At 47.2% G+C, this 18,960-nt stretch carries 17 protein-coding genes; 11 read left to right on the forward strand and 6 right to left on the reverse strand.

The annotated features are described in order from the left end of the window. Positions 1 to 18: 18 nt before the first annotated feature. On the reverse strand, positions 19 to 1,377 hold the full coding sequence (bioA, locus tag L2713_RS03245; RefSeq protein WP_248966911.1) for an adenosylmethionine--8-amino-7-oxononanoate transaminase: 1,359 nt from the start codon (positions 1,375 to 1,377) through the stop codon (positions 19 to 21). Positions 1,378 to 1,499: 122 nt separating this feature from the next. On the opposite strand from bioA, the gene bioB reads away from it, so the two are divergent. The 4 genes from bioB to bioD all read left to right on the forward strand — a co-directional run bounded on the left by bioB (position 1,500) and on the right by bioD (position 5,756). Beyond that, positions 1,500 to 2,552 carry a biotin synthase BioB gene (gene bioB, locus L2713_RS03250; protein ID WP_011623120.1) on the forward strand — a complete coding sequence of 351 codons (1,053 nt, stop codon included), beginning with the start codon at positions 1,500 to 1,502 and terminating at the stop codon, positions 2,550 to 2,552. A 219-nt stretch (positions 2,553 to 2,771) separates the two neighbouring features. Then, complete coding sequence (locus L2713_RS03255) at positions 2,772 to 3,992, forward strand: aminotransferase class I/II-fold pyridoxal phosphate-dependent enzyme (protein ID WP_248966912.1); 1,221 nt, start codon at positions 2,772 to 2,774, stop codon at positions 3,990 to 3,992. Between the two features lie 148 nt (positions 3,993 to 4,140). Beyond that, positions 4,141 to 5,007, forward strand: coding sequence for a malonyl-ACP O-methyltransferase BioC (bioC, locus tag L2713_RS03260; RefSeq protein ID WP_248966995.1), 867 nt, complete (start codon positions 4,141 to 4,143; stop codon positions 5,005 to 5,007). A 53-nt stretch (positions 5,008 to 5,060) separates the two neighbouring features. Next, positions 5,061 to 5,756, forward strand: a complete 696-nt coding sequence (gene bioD, locus L2713_RS03265) for a dethiobiotin synthase (protein ID WP_248966913.1) — start codon at positions 5,061 to 5,063, stop codon at positions 5,754 to 5,756. A 349-nt stretch (positions 5,757 to 6,105) separates the two neighbouring features. Here the strand turns inward: bioD and L2713_RS03270 are convergent, their stop codons facing one another. From L2713_RS03270 to pepE, 3 genes are all read right to left on the reverse strand, one after another. Further along, positions 6,106 to 7,074 (reverse strand): DUF3187 family protein, encoded by a 969-nt coding sequence (locus L2713_RS03270; protein WP_248966914.1) that lies wholly within the window; start codon positions 7,072 to 7,074, stop codon positions 6,106 to 6,108. 678 nt (positions 7,075 to 7,752) lie between these two features. Continuing rightward, positions 7,753 to 9,336 carry a glucan biosynthesis protein G gene (locus L2713_RS03275; RefSeq protein WP_380823337.1) on the reverse strand — a complete coding sequence of 528 codons (1,584 nt, stop codon included), beginning with the start codon at positions 9,334 to 9,336 and terminating at the stop codon, positions 7,753 to 7,755. A gap of 408 nt (positions 9,337 to 9,744) precedes the next feature. Then, complete coding sequence (pepE, locus tag L2713_RS03280) at positions 9,745 to 10,455, reverse strand: dipeptidase PepE (protein ID WP_109285689.1); 711 nt, start codon at positions 10,453 to 10,455, stop codon at positions 9,745 to 9,747. Positions 10,456 to 10,742: 287 nt separating this feature from the next. On the opposite strand from pepE, the gene htpX reads away from it, so the two are divergent. The 3 genes from htpX to L2713_RS03295 all read left to right on the forward strand — a co-directional run bounded on the left by htpX (position 10,743) and on the right by L2713_RS03295 (position 13,815). Beyond that, the gene (gene htpX, locus L2713_RS03285) at positions 10,743 to 11,606 is read left to right on the forward strand and encodes a protease HtpX (protein WP_011717429.1); all 864 of its coding nucleotides are present in this window, start codon (positions 10,743 to 10,745) and stop codon (positions 11,604 to 11,606) included. A 323-nt stretch (positions 11,607 to 11,929) separates the two neighbouring features. Further along, positions 11,930 to 12,280, forward strand: a complete 351-nt coding sequence (cctA, locus tag L2713_RS03290) for a tetraheme c-type cytochrome CctA (RefSeq protein ID WP_086902136.1) — start codon at positions 11,930 to 11,932, stop codon at positions 12,278 to 12,280. A gap of 308 nt (positions 12,281 to 12,588) precedes the next feature. Then, a complete protein-coding gene (locus L2713_RS03295) occupies positions 12,589 to 13,815 on the forward strand; it encodes a tetratricopeptide repeat protein (RefSeq protein ID WP_248966915.1) in 1,227 nt (408 codons plus the stop codon). A gap of 3 nt (positions 13,816 to 13,818) precedes the next feature. On the opposite strand, the gene L2713_RS03300 is transcribed toward L2713_RS03295, so the two are convergent. Continuing rightward, positions 13,819 to 14,565, reverse strand: a complete 747-nt coding sequence (locus L2713_RS03300) for a cytochrome b/b6 domain-containing protein (protein ID WP_248966916.1) — start codon at positions 14,563 to 14,565, stop codon at positions 13,819 to 13,821. Between the two features lie 295 nt (positions 14,566 to 14,860). On the opposite strand from L2713_RS03300, the gene L2713_RS03305 reads away from it, so the two are divergent. Continuing rightward, entirely contained in the window at positions 14,861 to 15,496 is a 636-nt protein-coding gene (locus L2713_RS03305) for a LuxR C-terminal-related transcriptional regulator (protein ID WP_011717426.1), read from the forward strand. Between the two features lie 125 nt (positions 15,497 to 15,621). On the opposite strand, the gene L2713_RS03310 is transcribed toward L2713_RS03305, so the two are convergent. Then, positions 15,622 to 17,388 (reverse strand): M61 family metallopeptidase, encoded by a 1,767-nt coding sequence (locus L2713_RS03310; RefSeq protein WP_248966917.1) that lies wholly within the window; start codon positions 17,386 to 17,388, stop codon positions 15,622 to 15,624. 145 nt (positions 17,389 to 17,533) lie between these two features. On the opposite strand from L2713_RS03310, the gene hinT reads away from it, so the two are divergent. Genes hinT through L2713_RS03325 form a run of 3 tightly spaced genes read left to right on the forward strand, consistent with a single transcriptional unit; the run spans position 17,534 to position 18,865 of the window. Then, on the forward strand, positions 17,534 to 17,890 hold the full coding sequence (gene hinT / locus L2713_RS03315; RefSeq protein WP_011623075.1) for a purine nucleoside phosphoramidase: 357 nt from the start codon (positions 17,534 to 17,536) through the stop codon (positions 17,888 to 17,890). After that, the gene (locus L2713_RS03320; protein WP_011623074.1) at positions 17,887 to 18,414 is read left to right on the forward strand and encodes a PaaI family thioesterase; all 528 of its coding nucleotides are present in this window, start codon (positions 17,887 to 17,889) and stop codon (positions 18,412 to 18,414) included. Before hinT ends, L2713_RS03320 begins: the two co-directional genes overlap by 4 nt. Beyond that, entirely contained in the window at positions 18,401 to 18,865 is a 465-nt protein-coding gene (locus L2713_RS03325; protein WP_248966918.1) for a PaaI family thioesterase, read from the forward strand. The genes L2713_RS03320 and L2713_RS03325 overlap by 14 nt, the downstream gene beginning before the upstream one ends. Positions 18,866 to 18,960 lie beyond the last annotated feature (95 nt).

The following is an 18,960-nucleotide window of genomic DNA, read 5'->3' on the forward strand; positions in this document are numbered from 1 at the left end:
ACCAATGTGTTGCCACATTTAACCGTGACTGATGGTGATGCTTTCATTCGCAAGCGCCTCGGTTTGAACGGCCTGTGGCGGCGTAATCGTCGCTGCCACTTGCTTCATCGCCCGAGTCAGTTGTGTCAGCTGCTCGGGGCTTATCACATAAGGCGGCATAATATAAATCAGGTTGGCAAAGGGGCGAACCCATACGCCTAAGTCAACAAATTGCTGCTGCAGCGCCGCGGTATTGACCGCTTGGTGCATTTCGAGCACACCGACCGCGCCGAGCATGCGCACCTCTTTCACGCTGGGAATATCGATGGCATCGGCAAGCTCGCGCTGCATTTGCTGCTCGATGGCGGCAACCTGCGCTGGCCACTCCTGTTGATTGATCAGATCTAAACTTGCGCAGGCGGCGGCGCAGGCGAGGGGATTGCCCATAAATGTCGGACCATGCATAAAGACACCTGCGGGCGATTGGCTAATGCCTTGGGCGACGTTATCCGTGCATAAGGTGGCGGCAAGGCTGATATACCCCCCCGTTAAGGCTTTGCCTAGGCAGAGAATGTCGGGCGTGATATCGGCATGTTCATAGGCAAATAACTTACCGGTTCGGCCAAAACCCGTGGCGATTTCATCGAGGATAAGCAGCACATTATATTCATCACACAGGGCACGCAGGCCGCGTAAATATTCGCTGCTGTAGAATCGCATTCCCCCTGCGCCCTGCATAATCGGCTCGATAATCACGGCGGCAATCTCTTGATGTTGCTCGCGTAAAATACGCTGCATTGGCGCTAAATCATCTTGGCCTAATGGCTCGCCGAAGGGCGTTTGCGGCGCGTCGACAAAACACTGTTTCGTTACAGCCTCGCCAAACATGGTATGCATGCCCCCTTCGGGATCGCAGACACTCATGGCGGCAAAGGTATCGCCATGGTATCCCTTTTTCACCGTGAGAATGCGCTGTTTTTGGGCCTTTTGCGCTAAAGGCAAATCTTGCCCCTGCCAATATTGCAGCGCCATTTTGATGGCAACTTCAACGGCAATTGAGCCCGAGTCGCACAGAAAGACTTTAGTAAGGGGCTCGCAGGTCATCGCCAGCAGTTTTTTACAGAGTGTAATGGCGGGCTTGTGGGTAATGCCGCCAAACATGACATGGCTGAGTTGGTGCAGTTGCTGCTCCATCGCCGCTAATATCGCCGGGTGTCCATAACCATGTACGCAGGCCCACCATGAGCTGGTGCCATCGATAAGCTTACGGCCATCGACCAATTCCAGCTCGCAGCCTTGGGCACTGTGTACCCCAAAAACAGGAAGTGCGCGGGTCATTGAAGTATAAGGATGCCAAATATGGGCGCTATCAAAATCAAAATCGAGTAAATTGCGCATAAAAGCTCACAGTGTTGGTTGAAAATTAATCAGTGGTAAACCTTTATCACTGGTTGGCGTTGACAGTTTAAGGGCTGAGGTTATCCTAGCCAAGGTAAAATACAAAAATAAAAGGGTGTTCAATGTCGCAGTTGCAAGTTCGTCATGATTGGAAGCGGGAAGAAATCGAAGCCTTATTTGCGCTGCCGATGAATGACTTATTATTTAAAGCACACAGTATCCACCGTGAAGTGTACGATCCTAACGAAGTGCAGATCAGCCGCTTATTGTCGATCAAAACCGGTGCTTGTCCTGAGGATTGTAAATATTGTCCGCAGAGTGCGCGTTACGACACTGGCCTTGAAAAAGAGCGTCTCTTAGCGATGGAAACCGTATTGACCGAAGCGCGCAGTGCTAAAGCCGCGGGCGCTTCTCGTTTCTGTATGGGCGCCGCTTGGCGTAACCCGAAAGATAAAGACATGCCATACCTCAAGCAAATGGTGCAAGAGGTGAAAGCCCTCGGCATGGAAACCTGCATGACCTTAGGCATGCTTAGTGCCGAGCAAGCCAATGAGCTGGCCGATGCCGGCCTTGATTATTACAACCACAATTTAGATACCTCGCCTGAATATTACGGCGATGTGATCACCACCCGTACCTATCAAAACCGTTTAGATACCTTAAGCCACGTGCGCGCATCGGGCATGAAAGTCTGCTCTGGCGGTATTGTTGGCATGGGCGAAAAGGCCACAGACCGAGCGGGTTTATTGCAACAACTGGCGAATTTGCCTCAGCATCCCGATTCTGTACCCATTAACATGTTGGTCAAAGTAGCGGGCACCCCCTTCGAAAAACTCGATGATTTAGATCCGCTGGAGTTTGTCCGTACCATCGCCGTGGCGCGTATTTTAATGCCTAAGTCCCGTGTGCGTTTATCGGCGGGCCGTGAAAACATGACTGACGAACTGCAAGCCATGTGTTTCTTTGCGGGCGCGAACTCGATTTTCTACGGCTGCAAGTTACTGACGACGCCAAACCCTGAAGAAAGTGATGATATGGGCCTGTTCCGCCGTTTGGGCTTACGTCCTGAGCAGGGCGCTGCCGCGACTATCGATGATGAACAAGCAGTCTTAGCCAAAGCTGCGGCCCACCAAGATAAAGCCTCGGCACCTTTTTATGATGCGGCGGCGCTGTAACCAAGACTTATTGCCTCAGTAAAACTCGCTTCTTTGGACCTGTGCTTCGTTAAGCGGCGAAGCGCAGGTTCCAAAGAGGATGTGGGCGGTGAGACTCTGCGAGAATTTAGCCGTCGTTATGCCAGAGGCTAAACGAATAACGAGTCAAGACGCCGAGTAAGCCAGCAAAGTAAAATGCAGAGCAAGAAAAGTTGAGCAAGACAAGTTGAGTAAGAAAAAATGAGTTCACCACTCACCTCAAAACTGAGTGCAAAAATCCTCGCCCGTCAGCAGGCGTTAGCCGAGCAAGGTTTGCTTAGGCAGCGTCAGGCACTGTCGAGCGCGGCAGCACTCAGTGATGATGGCCCTCAGTTTGGCTTAGCGGATCGGCACTATCTTAACTTCAGCAGCAATGATTACTTAGGGCTATCCCGTGCTCCCGAATTGGCCGAGGCGCTGCACCTTGGCGCTAAGCAATATGGCGTTGGTAGCGGCGCATCACCGCTGGTGACGGGCTACAGCGAGGCGCATTTGGCGCTAGAAACAAAGCTGTGCCAGATGACGGGATTTGAGGCGGCGCTACTCTTTAGCTCAGGGTTTAGTGCCAATACCACCTTGTGTAAGACCTTGTTCGATAAGCAGGATGTGGTGTTGGCCGATAAGCTGGTCCATGCATCGATTATCGATGGATTGCGCGACAGCGGCGCGGATTTTAAGCGCTTTTTGCATAACGCCACCGAAAGTGCTGAGCGCCTATTAGCGAAGAACGCCGTTTCAGCCTTGATCACTGAGAGTGTGTTCAGCATGGATGGCGATATCGCGCCGATTGCGGCGTTATCCGCACTTTGTCGTGCACACAATGCTTGGTTGATTGTCGATGATGCCCATGGTTTTGGTGTGGTGGATGCTGTGAGTGCTCAAGTTGAGTCGATTCCAGCTTCCAACCTTATCGATATCCAGATAGTGACCTTTGGTAAGGCGTTAGGCTGTCAGGGCGCGGCGATCCTCGGGAGTCGGCAGTTGATTGAATTTCTAGTCAGCAATGCGCGGGAATATATCTATTCCACGGCCTTGTCGCCCGCCAATGCGGCCCTTGCCTTGGCCGCAGTTGAATACGCAGAGGCCCATCCTGAGCTTAAGCAAAAATTGCAGAGCAATATCTTATTGTTCAAGCACTTGTGCCAAGATGCTGACATTCCACTCCTCGGTAGCGACACCGCGATTCAACCTTTGATTATTGGTGATGCGGCGCAAACCTTGCTGGTGGCGGAAAAGCTAAAAGCATTAGGCATTTGGGTCGGCGCCATTCGTCCACCCACAGTGCCCGTTGGCTCGGCAAGATTGCGCATTACCTTAAGCGCATCCCATAGCGAGGCGGCAATACGGCGCTGCGTCAATGGGATTGCCACTGTGCTGAAGGAATGCGCACTGCCGAGGGTTTCTGAGCGGCCTGAACGGTAAGCCAGTGTTTGATTCAGAATATCCGGTGAATTGCAGGGCACTTCAATGCTCGGGTATTGAGTTGTTGAAAGTGAAGAGTTTGAACGTAAAAGCTTATAAGTAAGAGCTAATAAGTAAAAGTTTGATGTTAAAGTGAGAATAATCTGTGATGTCTATGCCGCTTGGCGTGAGTGTTAATTCCCATCAATCTGCCAGTCAGGTCGAGCATATTGCCGATCGGTTTTCTGCTGCTGCCAAGCACTATCAAGAGCATAACTGTTTACAGCGTTTAAGCGGCGCGAGTTTGTTGCAGGGATTTGCTGCCAAAGGCGCAATTCTCGATATTGGCGCAGGGCCGGGGACCGATTTCGCTAACCGAGCAATGGGCGAGGAGGTTAGGGTTTATGCCCTCGATATCGCCCAGGGGATGCTGCAACAACTTCAAGCGACTTTCCCGAGCTACCTATGCGTGTGCGGTAATGCCGAGCAACTCCCCTTTGCCAATGGCAGTATCGATAGTATTTACTCCAATTTAGCCCTGCAGTGGTGTCAGGATTTTTCGGCTGCGACCAGCGAAATGGCTAGAGTCTTAAAATCCGGTGGAGAAGCGCATCTGAGTATCGTGGCCGAAGGCAGTCTGGCGCAGTTATCCCATCTTGGTTTGAGGGTGAACGGTTTTCTCTCCCTTGAAAGCTTAAAAGCGGCCTTTGATACCTCCGATTGGCAACTGTTTGATGTCCAACTTGTGCCAATAACCGTCTATTTTCAAGATCTTAAAACCTTGCTCTATTCCATTAAAGGCGTGGGCGCATCGGTACAATCCTTTGCCCAATCATCTGTACAGTCATCAATGCCTGAAGAGCAGGGGAGTGATACGTCAGCATCTGACTCTCACTCCCACTTAGGCAAATTGCGTGGCCGCCGCGATTGGCAGGCTTTACAGCAACGTGCTGAGCTGTTTCGTGAGACACAGGGCCTGCCTTTAACCTATCAAATTGCCCAATTTCGTGTACGTCGCCACGGCGGCTCGGTATAAGACGCTAGGCCATGGCTTAGCGTGTTATTGGTACAGCTTTACAAGGAAAAATCATGTTTTTTGTAACAGGAACAGATACCGACAGCGGTAAAACCTTAGTGTCGACGGCGCTTTTAACCGCATTCAATCGTGAAGCTGCTCGTACAGGTGCTGCACACTTAAGCCTTGGGGTAAAACCTGTGGCCTCGGGTTGTGAAACCACAGAGCTGGGGTTACGTAACAGTGATGCGTTGAAGCTGATGTCGGCCTCATCTTTAAAGCTTAGCTATGAACAGGTCAACCCAGTGAGTTTTGAGCCTGCCATCGCACCGCATATAGCGGCAAAACAGCTGGGGGTTAACATATCGCCAGAGGCGATTTTGGCAAAACTCGACAGACAAGCCTTTGAACAGGCTGATTTTTGCTTGATAGAAGGTGCGGGCGGCTGGCGTTTACCCTTAGGGGACGGACGCTATTTATCGGAATTAGTGCAGCAGCTTAATTTACCGGTGATCTTGGTCGTGGGGATGAAACTTGGCTGCTTAAATCATGCCTTATTAACTCAAGAGGCGATAATCGCCGATGGTTTAACCGTTGCGGGTTGGGTGGCAAACTGTGTCGATCCTAATATGAGTGTGTTCGATGAAAACTTAGCATCGCTCAAAGAGATGATGACAGCGCCATTCCTGGGCTGTATTCCTCATCTTACACAAGCGGATGCGGAACATGCCGCCAACTTTATCGATATCCAATCCTTATTGCTGAAATAAGCTTATTCAACTAGGGCGTGTTGACGTTTCGAGATTAGATTTTGTTCGCTCTGGCAAGCTCGTGCTCGCGAAACGAGGAATGATGTGTAGCTATTCTACTCAAATGACGAGTGACAAAGAGCAAGGGCTTGCCAGACGAACCCTTCGGGCAGCATTTGGCTGGCGTTTCTGCTGCGTTATCGTCCGTTTATGTAGAATAACTACACAGCACGGACTTTGCCTTGCATAAAAGCCAGCCAAATTGCTGCAAAAATAACCCTGAAACGTCAACACACCCTAATAAGTTTGATATAAAAACAGAGGCTATATCGCCTCTGTTTTTTGTTAGCATATCTTTAAAATATTGTGATTATAATTTAACGCGATACCCAATATTAAAGGCAATGTCAGTGCTGTTATCCATATTGAAATAATTTTCAACGATGGCGAACTCTATTGCACTATTGTCTAAGTAATAGCGGTAGCCGAGTAATATCTCATTTGAGGCTTTTGAAAAATCATTTTCGGTTTCGAGTAACCCTTGATAATGATGCAGTTCAATTAACCAGCCATGGCGCCCCGTAATATATTCATAGCCTAAATTAACGGTATAAGCATGATTATCGTAGCGGATCCCAGAAAGCACCTCATTCCCCTGTCTAAAACTGACTGCGGCGGTGGAGTGAAAATAATGATTGGCATAGCGGAAACTGTAATTAAGCTGCAGTGCTTGTTCAAAGGCCTCATTTTCAAAGGGGCCTGTGTCGACATAGTTATAATATAAACTGCCACCAAGAGATAAGCCGTGGTGTGAGTTCTCAAATAATTGATAGCCAAGATAAAGCGTTATCGCATTATTTAAGGTTTCCCCCGAAATGTTTTGCTGATTAATTCCATCCTTAGAGAAGATCTGGTTCTGATGCTTAGCGGCATCTTCGCGACCATTTTGGCTAAATCCAAATGCATCATGGAACCACATAGTCACTGAGTCTAAGTGATTATCACCACTAAAGCGCCAGTGATAGCTAGTGTCTAGCAGCCATCTATCGTTAATTTGCCAGGAGAGTCCGCCTTCCAGGGTGTTATGGTAATAATCGGCAAAATAATCATCGGTTTCAGCCCAGACGCTGGCGGCACTGGCCGAGAGGTGTAACTCCTTTTGTCCTTCGGGTAAGGAGAACCCCGAGCGTAACATTGGGGTCAAACTGCCCGCTTGGGTCGGGGATTGCGCATAGCTGCGTAGTGGGCCGTAATCGTGATAATCGACAGTGTTAGCAAAGGCATTAGGCACCAGCAACAACGAAATTGCGAGTGTTGGTTTTAGAGGTAACAATGGCATAGCGTAAATATCCACCCACTTTATTAAAAAATAGAGTCGGTTCGATGGTTGATGAAACTGAATATTGCGAGCAAAGAAAGTGCGCTCGCAATATAAATCAAAATGTTAATTATTGTGGCGGAATTAACATTTGAATTTCATTTAAAGCAGTGTGTAGCAAAGTAATACGAGCGCAAGCCAAATAACACGCCCCAGCATAGGCAGTGAATAGAGGGCGAGTAATACAATCATAATTAACAATATTGTTGCTGGCTTACGCAAATGCGCCGCCGTTAATGTGGGTAACTTCATTTTATCTCTGACATATTCATGATGCGAAATATAACAAAAACTGAATATGGTGAGCGCAATAGATAAATATCTTGGGAAAACGTGATTTGTGCGAGTATTCAGTTGCTTTGAGGGGCTAATATAACGCCGTAGGATTGGGGAGTAAATCTTATGAGCCGTGAAATAGGATTCAAAAACTGGAACTGAAAATCCCTATTTTTGTTAGATAAAAATAATCCTATTTATTCCGCAAAATACTGTGATTAGTCAGCGGAAATATTAAACCGCTTAACTGTAAGGTTATTAACCTGAGTATTGCTATATCAATTTTACCCATAAAAAACGCCGGACTTTCGGCGTTTTTATGGTGTTAAGCAAAGCGCTAATTGAATGTTGCTTATTGGCGGCCTAGGGCCAATCATCACTGTTCCAGCGATACAGCCAAGTAGCGGCAAGGGGTTTTTCATCTTTACGCAGTTGAATTCTGAGCTCTGCCACATTGGTGCTTTCAGGTTCAAAGGTCACGAAAACGCGAGCACCATTGATATCGGGATGAGCCACTATGCGGGAAGACAGAATTTTGCCTTTGCTGATACTGGCATCAATGGCAATTTTTTCAATCTCTTGCGGTTTGATATTGCTGTAATCGATCAGTAATTCTTTACCTTTCGCTTGTTTTTGTCCCTTAGAGCTGCGAACCACTCGCGCCTTAGTGTTGGCACTAGGGCTATCGTTAGACGCCGTGATGCGATAAGAATAACGATAGGGCTCGCCTTGCTTTAAGCCGCCCTGAGGCTCCCAGTAGGTGACGATATTGTCGTTGGTTTCGGCGCTCGATGGGATTTCCAGCAGCACTAACTGGCCTTTACCCCAATCGTTTAGCGGTTCAATCCAAGCGGAAGGACGTTGCTGATAGTTTGCGCTCAGATCTTCATAGTAATCGAAGTTACGATGACGTTGGATTAAGCCAAAACCTTTGATGTCTTCGTCGCCAAAGGCGCTGATCTGCAATTTATTTGGGTTATTAAGTGGGCGCCATAAGCGCTCGCCATTTCCGCGATCGATTTGTAATCCTTCGGAGTTATGTACTGCAGGACGATAGTCTGGCTTATCTGAATTATCTAACCCGCCATAAAGGAACATCGAGGTCAGCGGTGCGAGGCCCACATGGGCGATGTCTCTGCGTGGGAATAGCGTGACATCCACTTCTACCCGCGTTGGCGCGCCCGGGTAAATACCAAAGCGGTAGGCCCCAGTAACGCTCTGACTGTCTAACAGCGCATGCACCACAATGGCGGTTTGATACTTAGAGGGACGCTCTACCCAAAAACGTTTGAATAATGGGTATTCTTCACCTTTGGGCTGGGCCACATCAATAGCCAGTCCACGGTTGGATAAGCCATAAATTTGTCCTTTAGACAGCGCTCTAAAATAGCTCGCGCCTTGGAACATGATGAACTCGTCTTTGACTTCATCGTCATTGATAGGGTAGTGCAGGCGCACGCCCGCATATTGGCCAACCTGAGTGAGTAATTTTTCAATGGCGCCATTAGGGACACTAAAGGAAGACTCGGTCAGCTCGATGGGCAAGGCTTGGCTGTTTTCAACTACATCGATATCCACGAGGTTTTTGTATAAAAAACCGGGGGCAAAGAGTTGTACCGAAAACTTAGTGGGAGTGCCGCCCCAAATCGCGGCGTTTTCTTGATAATTAATTTTGCCGTAGGTGGCGTAATCAAGATCAATGAGCTCTTTGGGGGCTTTTCTTGCTTCTTTAAACGGTTTTTGTGCCAGTTGCTGAGCCAGTTCAATGACAGTGTCATGGGAGAAGGCCTTGGCTTTCTTCTCTGGGGTCGAGTCGGCGCCATAGGCTGGGACTAAACTGCTGATGCTCACCATACAAGCGAGTAAGGAACCGAGAAAAAAACGCGGTTGGCTCGTTTTTCGCGGTGTGATAGGGGCTAAATGATTGATTGTTGAATGCAGTCGCAAAATAGGAACTCCTCACTTCAATGGGCTAAGGGGCAAGATTGGCACCCGCAACGTGCCCAAAACTCCCGATTTATAAATCACTTAGAATGCATTAGTTCGGGAAGTGCTTAGGGGTGGATAAAAATTTAATCTTGTTAATCAAAGTGTTCGACAACGAAATTAGAGCAGTTACTTAAGTGGTGCAAGTATTTTCTCCCGCAGGATAAGTGCTGACCTTATAGATTAAAGCATCTGGTAGCTTGGGTGTTAACTTGGGATATTACTGCTATCCGGTTTCACCGCACGAGGTATAGATGCCTCTTTTATATGATATTTTGCGGCATTTTATCGGCCAGCCAGTCTGATGACAAACTCACACTCGGTGGCCGATATTAGCAGATTAGCTGAGGCAATGCCGCCGAATAGATCTTATTTCAGTAAATGGGATAAATCGCTGCCCACAGGGATAGGGATTTCCTGCTGCTCACCACAGAATAAATAGGCTGGGTTGTCACCGAGCAGGGATAAAGTGTCTCCCTGACGCCAGAGAGCGCTGCCTTCGACGATACCCACAACTGGGGTGATAGGATCGACACGGGTGAATTCGAGTAAGCGCTGGGCGCGGGTTTCGCCGTTATGTCCCGGAGCGCGGTAGTTCGAATAATGTGGATTTAACTGAAATGGCACTATATTTAACGCGGTAAACGACGGCGGCTCGATAATCGGCATATCGTTGGTGGTGCGAATGCTCAATCCCGAGACGTTAGAGCCCGCGCTCCAACCAATATAAGGTTTACCATTCAGAACTTCTTCACGGATAAGATGCACTAAATCGTACTTATAGAGCTCGTGTAGTAAATGGAAGGTGTTGCCGCCACCGATCAAAATGCCGTCGGCATCTTTAATCGCTTGGCGCGGATCAGGATGTTGATGAATGCCGCTGATATCGAGCCTGAGTTCGCTTAACCCCGCCACGACTGAGGCCAAATAAGTGTCGTAACTCATGCTGACACCGGCATAGGGGATAAAGATCCATTTTTGGGCGTTAGCGGTGAGCGGTTTGATAAAGGGAATCGCATGGGAAAGGTAAGGCGTATCACCGACGCGAGAACTGCTCAGTAGTAGGGCATTAACTGTCATTTTTTTATCCTGAAATCTCGGAATGTGCTGGCATGTTAACAAAGTTTAATCGCGATAAACATAGATAAACACACATGAATTTGGCTGTAATGCTGACAGAGCCTAGATTTAAGCTTGGATTAATATACTGTCCCTAGACTCACGAGCCATGAAAGGCAATGTCTAAATTGAGAGAAAAATTAGCGAGTAGAAAAACTCTTATCTTTACCCCTTGAATTTCGATTGATTGGACATATTATGTCTTTGAGCAAAGTTAAATGGCATGTGTTTGCCGTAAAGGAGCTGAAATGAAGCGTATTTTTTTATTGATTGCGACTAACCTAGCCGTGTTGCTGGTAGCCTCAATTGTGATGTCTATTCTGGGCGTGAATACGTCTACTATGGGTGGACTACTTGTGTTCGCTGCGATTTTTGGATTCGGCGGAGCCTTCATCAGCTTAGCCATTTCAAAATGGATGGCGAAAAAGACTATGGGCTGTGAAGTGATCACCACGCCACGTGATAGCACTGAGCGTTGGTTATTAGACACTGTTGCCCGCCAAGCGCAGCAAGCTGGGATTAAAATGCCAGAAGTGGCAATTTACCAATCGCCAGAGATGAACGCTTTTGCCACTGGCCCAAGTAAAGACAACTCATTAGTTGCCGTGAGTACCGGTCTGTTGTACGGCATGAGCCAAGATGAAGTTGAAGGGGTACTTGCCCACGAAGTGAGCCACGTTGCTAACGGCGATATGGTGACACTGACCTTAATTCAAGGCGTGGTGAACACCTTTGTTATCTTTGCTGCGCGTGTTGTTGCGGGCATTATCAACAACTTCGTCTCGAGCAACGACGAAGAAGGTGAAGGTCTAGGCATGTTCGCTTATATGGCGGTCGTGTTTGTCCTCGACATGTTGTTTGGTATCTTGGCCTCAATTATCGTGGCTTACTTCTCACGTATCCGTGAATACCGCGCAGACGAAGGTGCAGCACGTTTAGCGGGTAAGCATAAGATGATTGCAGCGCTTGAGCGTTTACGCCAAGGCCCTGAAAGCTCAGCAATGCCAGCGCAAATGTCTGCCTTCGGTATTAACGGCAAGCGTTCAATGGCAGAGCTGATGATGAGCCACCCGCCATTAGAGAAGCGTATCGCCGCTTTACAGACCCGTTAATCGAGGCTGTAAGATCAAAAAAGGAGACCTAGCGTCTCCTTTTTTATTGGGGCTTTTCTTTTTCTACGGATTAGGCTAGGGCCGTTTTTAGTTGTGAGCGATAGGTTAAGTCAATGTAAAACTCTTATATAAGCATGTGGTTACATGATGCAGCGCACATTTTACCCCTCGGTATATTGATAAAGTTACATTGCATAAGATTGGGTTGCTTATTGCTCAATCCTTAGCTAAGTTAAATCGAGTCGTGCTATTTACATTGGTTGCGAGATGGAAGTCACCCTGACAAGAATTTCCACTGTCAATCGCCATTGGAGGATACAATTGTGAGCAAAAAACTATTAAGTGCGCTTTTCGGGGCAAGTCTTGCAGCGCTGGCGCTGTCACCAACCGCATTTGCCGCGGATCAAAAATTATCAGACTTCCATGCTGAGTCAGGTGGTTGTGAAAGCTGTCATAAGGACGGTACGCCTTCTGCTGATGGTGCTTTCGAATTTGAACAATGTCAAAGCTGCCACGGCTCTTTGGCTGAAATGGACGCAGTACATAAGCCACACGATGGCAACTTAGTTTGTGCTGACTGCCACGCTCCACATGATATGAACGTAGGTCAAAAACCTACCTGTGAAAGCTGCCATGATGATGGTCGTACTCCAGACTCTATCCTGAAGAAGTAATAATTAAGTATATAAAGCGTTACGTATTCAAGAAGCTATAAACTAATAATCCAAAAGCTCAACTAACTAATAGTTGGGCTTTTTCTTTTTTACTCAAGAATGAGCTTTTTGATCATTCGATTCGAATATTGTCATTTTTAGTTAGCTTAATTAGGTAAAGTCTAATTTTTGACTAGCTGCATAAAAGTGTGAAACATTGTTGACTTGTGTCTCCGCTACATAGGTCTAATTTGGCGGGTATGTTATTGACCAGGGTGATTAGTGCTGTTAGTTTGTTGAAATAGAGTTTTACAAGGAAGTAAGTGTGTATGTCTAGGCTTTGTGATTATTTTAGCGTTGGATGTTTAGTCAATTTTACTCTCGCAAAAGTGTTTAGAGCATTTTGGGTGTACTTTAGTGTCAGCCTTTCTTTTGGCTGCGTCTCTACTCTTTCGGGGGATAAATCATACTCCTCTCATCGATTACCTATACCAGAAGCAAACACCGAATTATTTCGCATTGAGAGCATCGAAGTTCCTTCAATAGATAGCATATCAAACCTGACCGCTGAGCAGTTAGCTGAGCTAAAAAACTTTATTAAAAAAAATGACATTTCTATTCTTTCCCCCCGAGACCAAGTTTTTGAATTTGTTAGCCGAAAAATGCAACATTTTAATTATGAGGGAAAGACTTACACAGCCTCCGAAGCTTTACGAGTTCAAAGTGGTAACTGTATGAGTTTGGCTTTACTGACATATGCAGTTGCCAAGCAGCTAAATGTAAAAGCAAGCTTCCAAGTTATTCATGCCTCTCCCTTACTGATAAATATCGAAAATGATCTTGTGGTGAGTTCAGATCACGTTCGAGTTTTTTTATCTGATCAGGAGTTCAAAGGACATTATCTCAGTGGTGGTCAGTACACTATGGTCGATTATTTCCCCGACACAAATGATAGGGCTGGAGCTCTGATTTCTGAACAGGAGTTTCTGGCAATGTTTTACCGAAATATTGCGGCTGAGGCATTGTTAGTAAATGACTTTAATTATGCCTATGCGATGTTACAGTATGGTTTTGTGTTATCACAGCAGTACCCACCCATTATTAATATGCTAGCCGTGCTACATCGTCGATTGGGCGATTTTGAAACTGCGGAGAAGTTTTATAACTATGGGCTTTCGATCGCTGAAAGCCGAGTTGTATTGTTAAGCAATTATCGTCAATTACTCCTGCAAAGGGGAGATGAACAAGGTGTTATTCAAATTGACAAGCAGTTGTTAGCGTTGAACGATTCAAACCCTTATGACTGGTACAGCTTAGGGGCTGAAGCATTAAAAACATCTGATTACGAGAAAGCACAAGCATACTTTAAAAAATTTATAGAAAATACACCTTATTTTCATCATGCGTATTATGAGTTGGCTAAAGCACAATTTGCTTTGGGAAATATAAACGCCGCTAAAAAATCAATAAATACAGCAATTGAGTTAGCGGCTTTACCCGAAAATCAGCAGAAATATAATGCAAAATTAAAATGGTTAACTACACACGCCAATTAACTCTCACTCGTCCTTGGGTTGCCCTTGGATCAGTTTTTTACCGGAAAACATGGCCGAAATGATCCCAGGTTGACGTTTGATTTCGGTATAGACCACTGCAAATACATGCAGCACGATAAGAAGCATTAATAAATACACTGCGTATACGTGGACTTCACCGGCCAGTCCCTTCATGGGCTTAATGGCATTGGCTTTATCGGTATCTACGCCCGTGGCATCGTAGGGTTTTAAACTACTCGGGTCGACATTCGCTGCCGCTAAATACTGTTGTACTGTGCTGCCGAGCGGTGGATAGTAAATATCAGTGCCAGCGCGGATTAGGCCAGTAAACATTATGGTGAGCAATAAGAGTATGATGGCGAGCACGGCAAATTTTCCTTTAGGATTGTGGCCTAGGTATTGGGGATTTTTACCTGCGGCAAGCTCTGCTTTATAGGTTTGTAACTCGGCCTTGCTATTAGCATTGGGGAACATATGGCTAAAGCGGGCGTATTTATTGCCCATAAACCCCCACACTAAGCGGATAAGTAAATTAATCGCAAAGCCATAGCCAATGATGACATGCAGGGTTTTAAGCCCGATTTTGCCGGAGAGTTCGGTTATGCCTAAGTCGCTGCGAAACATCATCATGCCACCCACAATCAGTAGGGCGAGCACGAGGAGCAGATTGATCCAATGAAACAGGCGGGTCGGTCTGTCCCATACCCGATATGATTTCATTTCGACTGGGATTGGTTGTTGATTGGACATAATATTTCCTTATTATTTGTGTTGATTTATCTTACGCCTTTCAATCATGAATAGCGCATTATTTTCAGTTTAGATTCAGCCTTCTGATTGACAATACTCAATGCTAAAGTTGCAGAAGTTTTTGATTTGCGTACGGTAAATATTTTTATCGTAAGTCTTTTGAATCTGTTTTATCTAATGCTAATATCGTGTGCACGGTAGACTTGGAAGTCTATTGAACGGATGTTGAAGTGGTATTGAGAGATGTTTCTCCTCTCAAAATGAATAATCGTTAACCAGACAGGGAGTGAGCAGGATGTTCAAAATATTACATTGGATTGTAGTGTCAAGATCGCAAGTTCTGATGGAATTACTGGCAGGACGCTGGCCGCAGGAGTTTCTCGTTAAGCTGTCGCAAGTCAGCCCAGACGAGATGTGTGATCAAATCAAAGATAACCAAGCTTCTATGGTGGTGATTGACCTTTCCACCGTCGATCTTCAAAAAGCCTATCAATTTCAACGCTTGCTTGCCCGCGAACATCCGAGTGTGCGAGTCGTTTATATCCAGTTCCCTAAACAGGTTGATGCCCGTTTCTTAATGCAAGCCTCGACTACGGCAGGGGTGTTTTATCTGGATGCAGGACTGACTGAAATCAGCCTTGGCCTCTCCAACATCTTGCGTGGGCACAGAGTGATCCCTATCCAATTGGTGAACGGGGTGAATGATGACTTTGGACTGTTCGAAGATACCGAGCCATTGACCATCCGTGAGCGTGAAGTGTTACAAGCCCTGCTGTCTGGCAGCACTAACCTCGATATCGCCAATCAATTGTTTGTGAGTGAGAGCACCATTAAGACTCACTTGTATCGTGTCTTCCGTAAGATTGGTGTGTCGAGCCGTGGTCAAGCCATCGCTTGGGCGCAAACCTATTTACATGATGTGGTGGTGTAACCCAGTGTTGATGGGTCGCTAAGCCAATATTCAATTGCACAAACAAAGAAACAAATAGAAAGGGGCAATCGTCGATACGATTGCCCCTTTTGTGCTTTATGGGTTAAAGACTAATACATTAAAGATCAACGACCTAGCCAAGCCTGCAGTTTGTCTTTATCTGTGATGCTTAAGGCAACCGTATCTTTTGGCGCCTCTGCAATAATCAGTTCCCCCGTCATCAATTCATCGCGTCTAAACCAATGCAGGCTTAGGCGTTGTCCGAGTGGGTATTGCTGAAGCTGCGCTTCAAATTGACCTGTCACCTGCAGATTATCCGCCGCAATTAAGATATCTCCGGCGCTTAAGCCCGCAAGGTGCGCAGGGCTGCCTTGGGCGACCGTAGTTACTTTAAGGCCGATTGGTGCGGCTTGCGTCTTAGCGCCAAAGGCAATCTCATACCCTTTGGCCGAGCCACCGCCGACATCCTGCGCGCCTTGGCTCGCTCTCAGGTTCAATTCAACGCCAAACTCGGCCAGTAGCGGTGCCAGCGGGATATCGTCTGTATTGTCTAGATAGGCGAAGAGATCTTGGCAATCGCGCCCCAATAAGCGTTCAACAATCCTTTGATGACATTCATCCGTGGTGCCGCGATTTTGCAGGGCATATTCCTGCCACAGAATGGTCATTAGATCGTCGAGGTTGTATTTTCCTTGAGTCTCGCTTCTTAGGGTTAAATCCAGATACAGCGCAAACAGGGCGCCCTTAGTGTAATAACTGATAATGGCGTTTTGGGCGTTCTCATCCTGCTTGTAGAACTTAGTCCAAGCGTTAAAGCTGGAGTCCTTAATGCTTTGTTTAAAGCGGCCTTGACTGCGGTATACCCTTGTAAAGGTTTCGCTCAGCATATCTAGGTAGCTTTGCTCATCGACTAAGCCTGCGCGATAGGTAAGGAAATCATCATAATAGGAGGTGATGCCCTCATAGGCCCACAGCTGTGGGGTATAGGTTTCTGCCTCGAGTTGATAGGGTAAGAAGCATTCTGGCTTGATGCGCTTAACGTTCCAGCTGTGGAAATATTCATGGCTGCAGAGCGATAAATAGGTGCGGTAGTCATTATTAATCGGTGCATCCATCGACAGCGGCAAATCCTTGCGCGAGCACATGAGTGCCGTCGATGCCCTATGTTCTAAACCACCAAAGCCATTGTCGAGCACTGTCGTCATAAACAGATAACGTTCAAAGGGCGCTGGCGTGCCAAACAGCTTGATTTGATACTCGCAAATCGCCTTTAAATCTTGGCAGAGTCTCGGCATATGGGCGCGGTGGCGACCGTTTAGTACGATATCGTGTCTTACGCCGCAGGCTTCAAAACTGGCGTGGGTGAATAGCCCCATCTCAACTGGATGATCGATAAGTTCGTCATAGCTTTGCGCGCAAAACTCACCAAAGGCAAATTCATCGCCGCTTTGACGTGTCATGCTAGTAGCGAGTCGCCATTCGTTTAGGCTTGGCTCGGTCGGCGCCGCCATTGTTACTGTGTGTAAACCTGCCTCAAAGCCGTGGGCGGCTAAAAACACACTGCTGCCGTTAAAGAAACCGTGGGTCATATCAAGGTGCGCGGTGCGTACCGACAAGTCCCAAGCATACACTTGATAGGTTAAGGTGAGTTGGGTGCAGTGATGTTCGACCGACCAGGTTTGTTTATCCAGCTGAGTGAGCTTAAGCGGCTCGCCGTTATCGCCTGTGGCTTTAAGATCGATAATATTCTTGGCAAAATCCCGCACCATATAACTGCCGGGAAGCCACGCGGGCAGGCTAAAAACTTGCTTAGGGTGAGGCTTTTGTACCGTCATGGTGACGGCGAACAAGTGCGCCTTGGGATCGACGGGAATGATGTGATAGTGGATCATAATTTATCCTGTAAAACCGATGCGTTTTAATGGGCGTCATGCTGCCAAAAATGCGCACAACAGGCAAATGAAACGCAAAATATCTGGAGACACAAAGCGTTGAATTGCTAGTATACTATCCCAATTAACCCAAGGAGGACTCCCCATGGCCGAAGAAACCATTTTCAGCAAAATTATCCGCCGCGAAATTCCCGCCGACATCCTGTATCAAGACGAGCTGGTGACCGCATTTAGAGACATCTCACCAAAGGCGCCAACCCATATTCTGATTGTGCCGAATCATTTGATCCCAACTGCAAATGATATGAAAGCCTCGGATGAACCTGCACTCGGCCGGATGATGACAGTGGCGGCTAAACTGGCGGCAGAGGCGGGGATTGCCAAAGATGGTTATCGTTTGATCATGAACTGCAATAAACATGGCGGACAGGAAGTGTACCATATCCATATTCATCTCGTTGGCGGAGAGCCACTGGGACCCATGCTGAGCCAAGGTCAATGAAGGTAAATCCTGATTTTTTTCCGCTGACTCAAATGGCGCAGCGATTTGTCGATCAGCTCGCCCAGTGCCGTCGCTTAGGGTTAACCGTGCTCGAAGCCAGTGAGCACCATGTACTGATTGAGTTGCCCTATAGCACTGAGTTAATTGGTTATCCCGATACGGGCGTTATCCACGGCGGGGTGATCACTACCCTGATGGACACCGCTTGTGGCAGTGCGGTGGTGAGTGCGATTTTTCAAAAATATCAATCCTTAGAAATTTCGCCGACCCTCGACTTACGGGTCGATTATATGAAGCCCGCGCAGCCCCATAAGCCAGTTTATGGTTTTGCCGAGTGCTATAAATTGTCATCTAATATCGCCTTTACCCGCGCCATCGCCTATCAGGACAGCATTGATGATCCAATCGCCCATGCGGTGGGCTCCTTTATGCGGATCAGCCCTGAAATGGTGGGCGATGCCTTTAGACAAGCCTTGATGGGAGAAGCCGTGCCGCCCTTAGGAGAGACAGATGAACTCAAATAAGTCGACCGAGCAGAAAACCCTCGATGTGCAGGGAATTGTAAAACGCGCCACCGAGCTGAACGACTTTGGTCATCTGCTCGAACATGTACCTTATGCTAAGTTTATTGGCATGAAGGTCGAGCGCTTTGGCGATGAGCTGATTTTCAAACTCCCCGCTAAGGATGACAATATCGGTAATCCCATTCTGCCCGCGATTCATGGTGGAGTGATTGCTGGTTTTATGGAAATGTCAGCCATAGTGCAGTTAATGGTGTTTATGCAAACGGCGAAAGTGCCAAAAGTAGTTGATTTCTCGATTGATTACCTGCGTGCAGGTCTACATAAAGACAGCTTCGCCGAATGCCGTATCACCCGTCAGGGTCGACGGGTCGCCAACGTGAATATCAATTGTTGGCAAACCAATCGTAAGCAGTTGATCGCTACCGCAAGGGCGCACTTTTTGATCGATTAATCGCGAGGGCGGGGCAAGATGAGTACGTTAAGCATAAGTTCAGCTGGCGTAACGTAGTGTCATTGCCCATCCGTTGTTCGGCAACTAGGTTTTTG

It is taken from the genome of Shewanella seohaensis (assembly GCF_023283775.1).
Lineage (GTDB): Bacteria > Pseudomonadota > Gammaproteobacteria > Enterobacterales > Shewanellaceae > Shewanella > Shewanella seohaensis.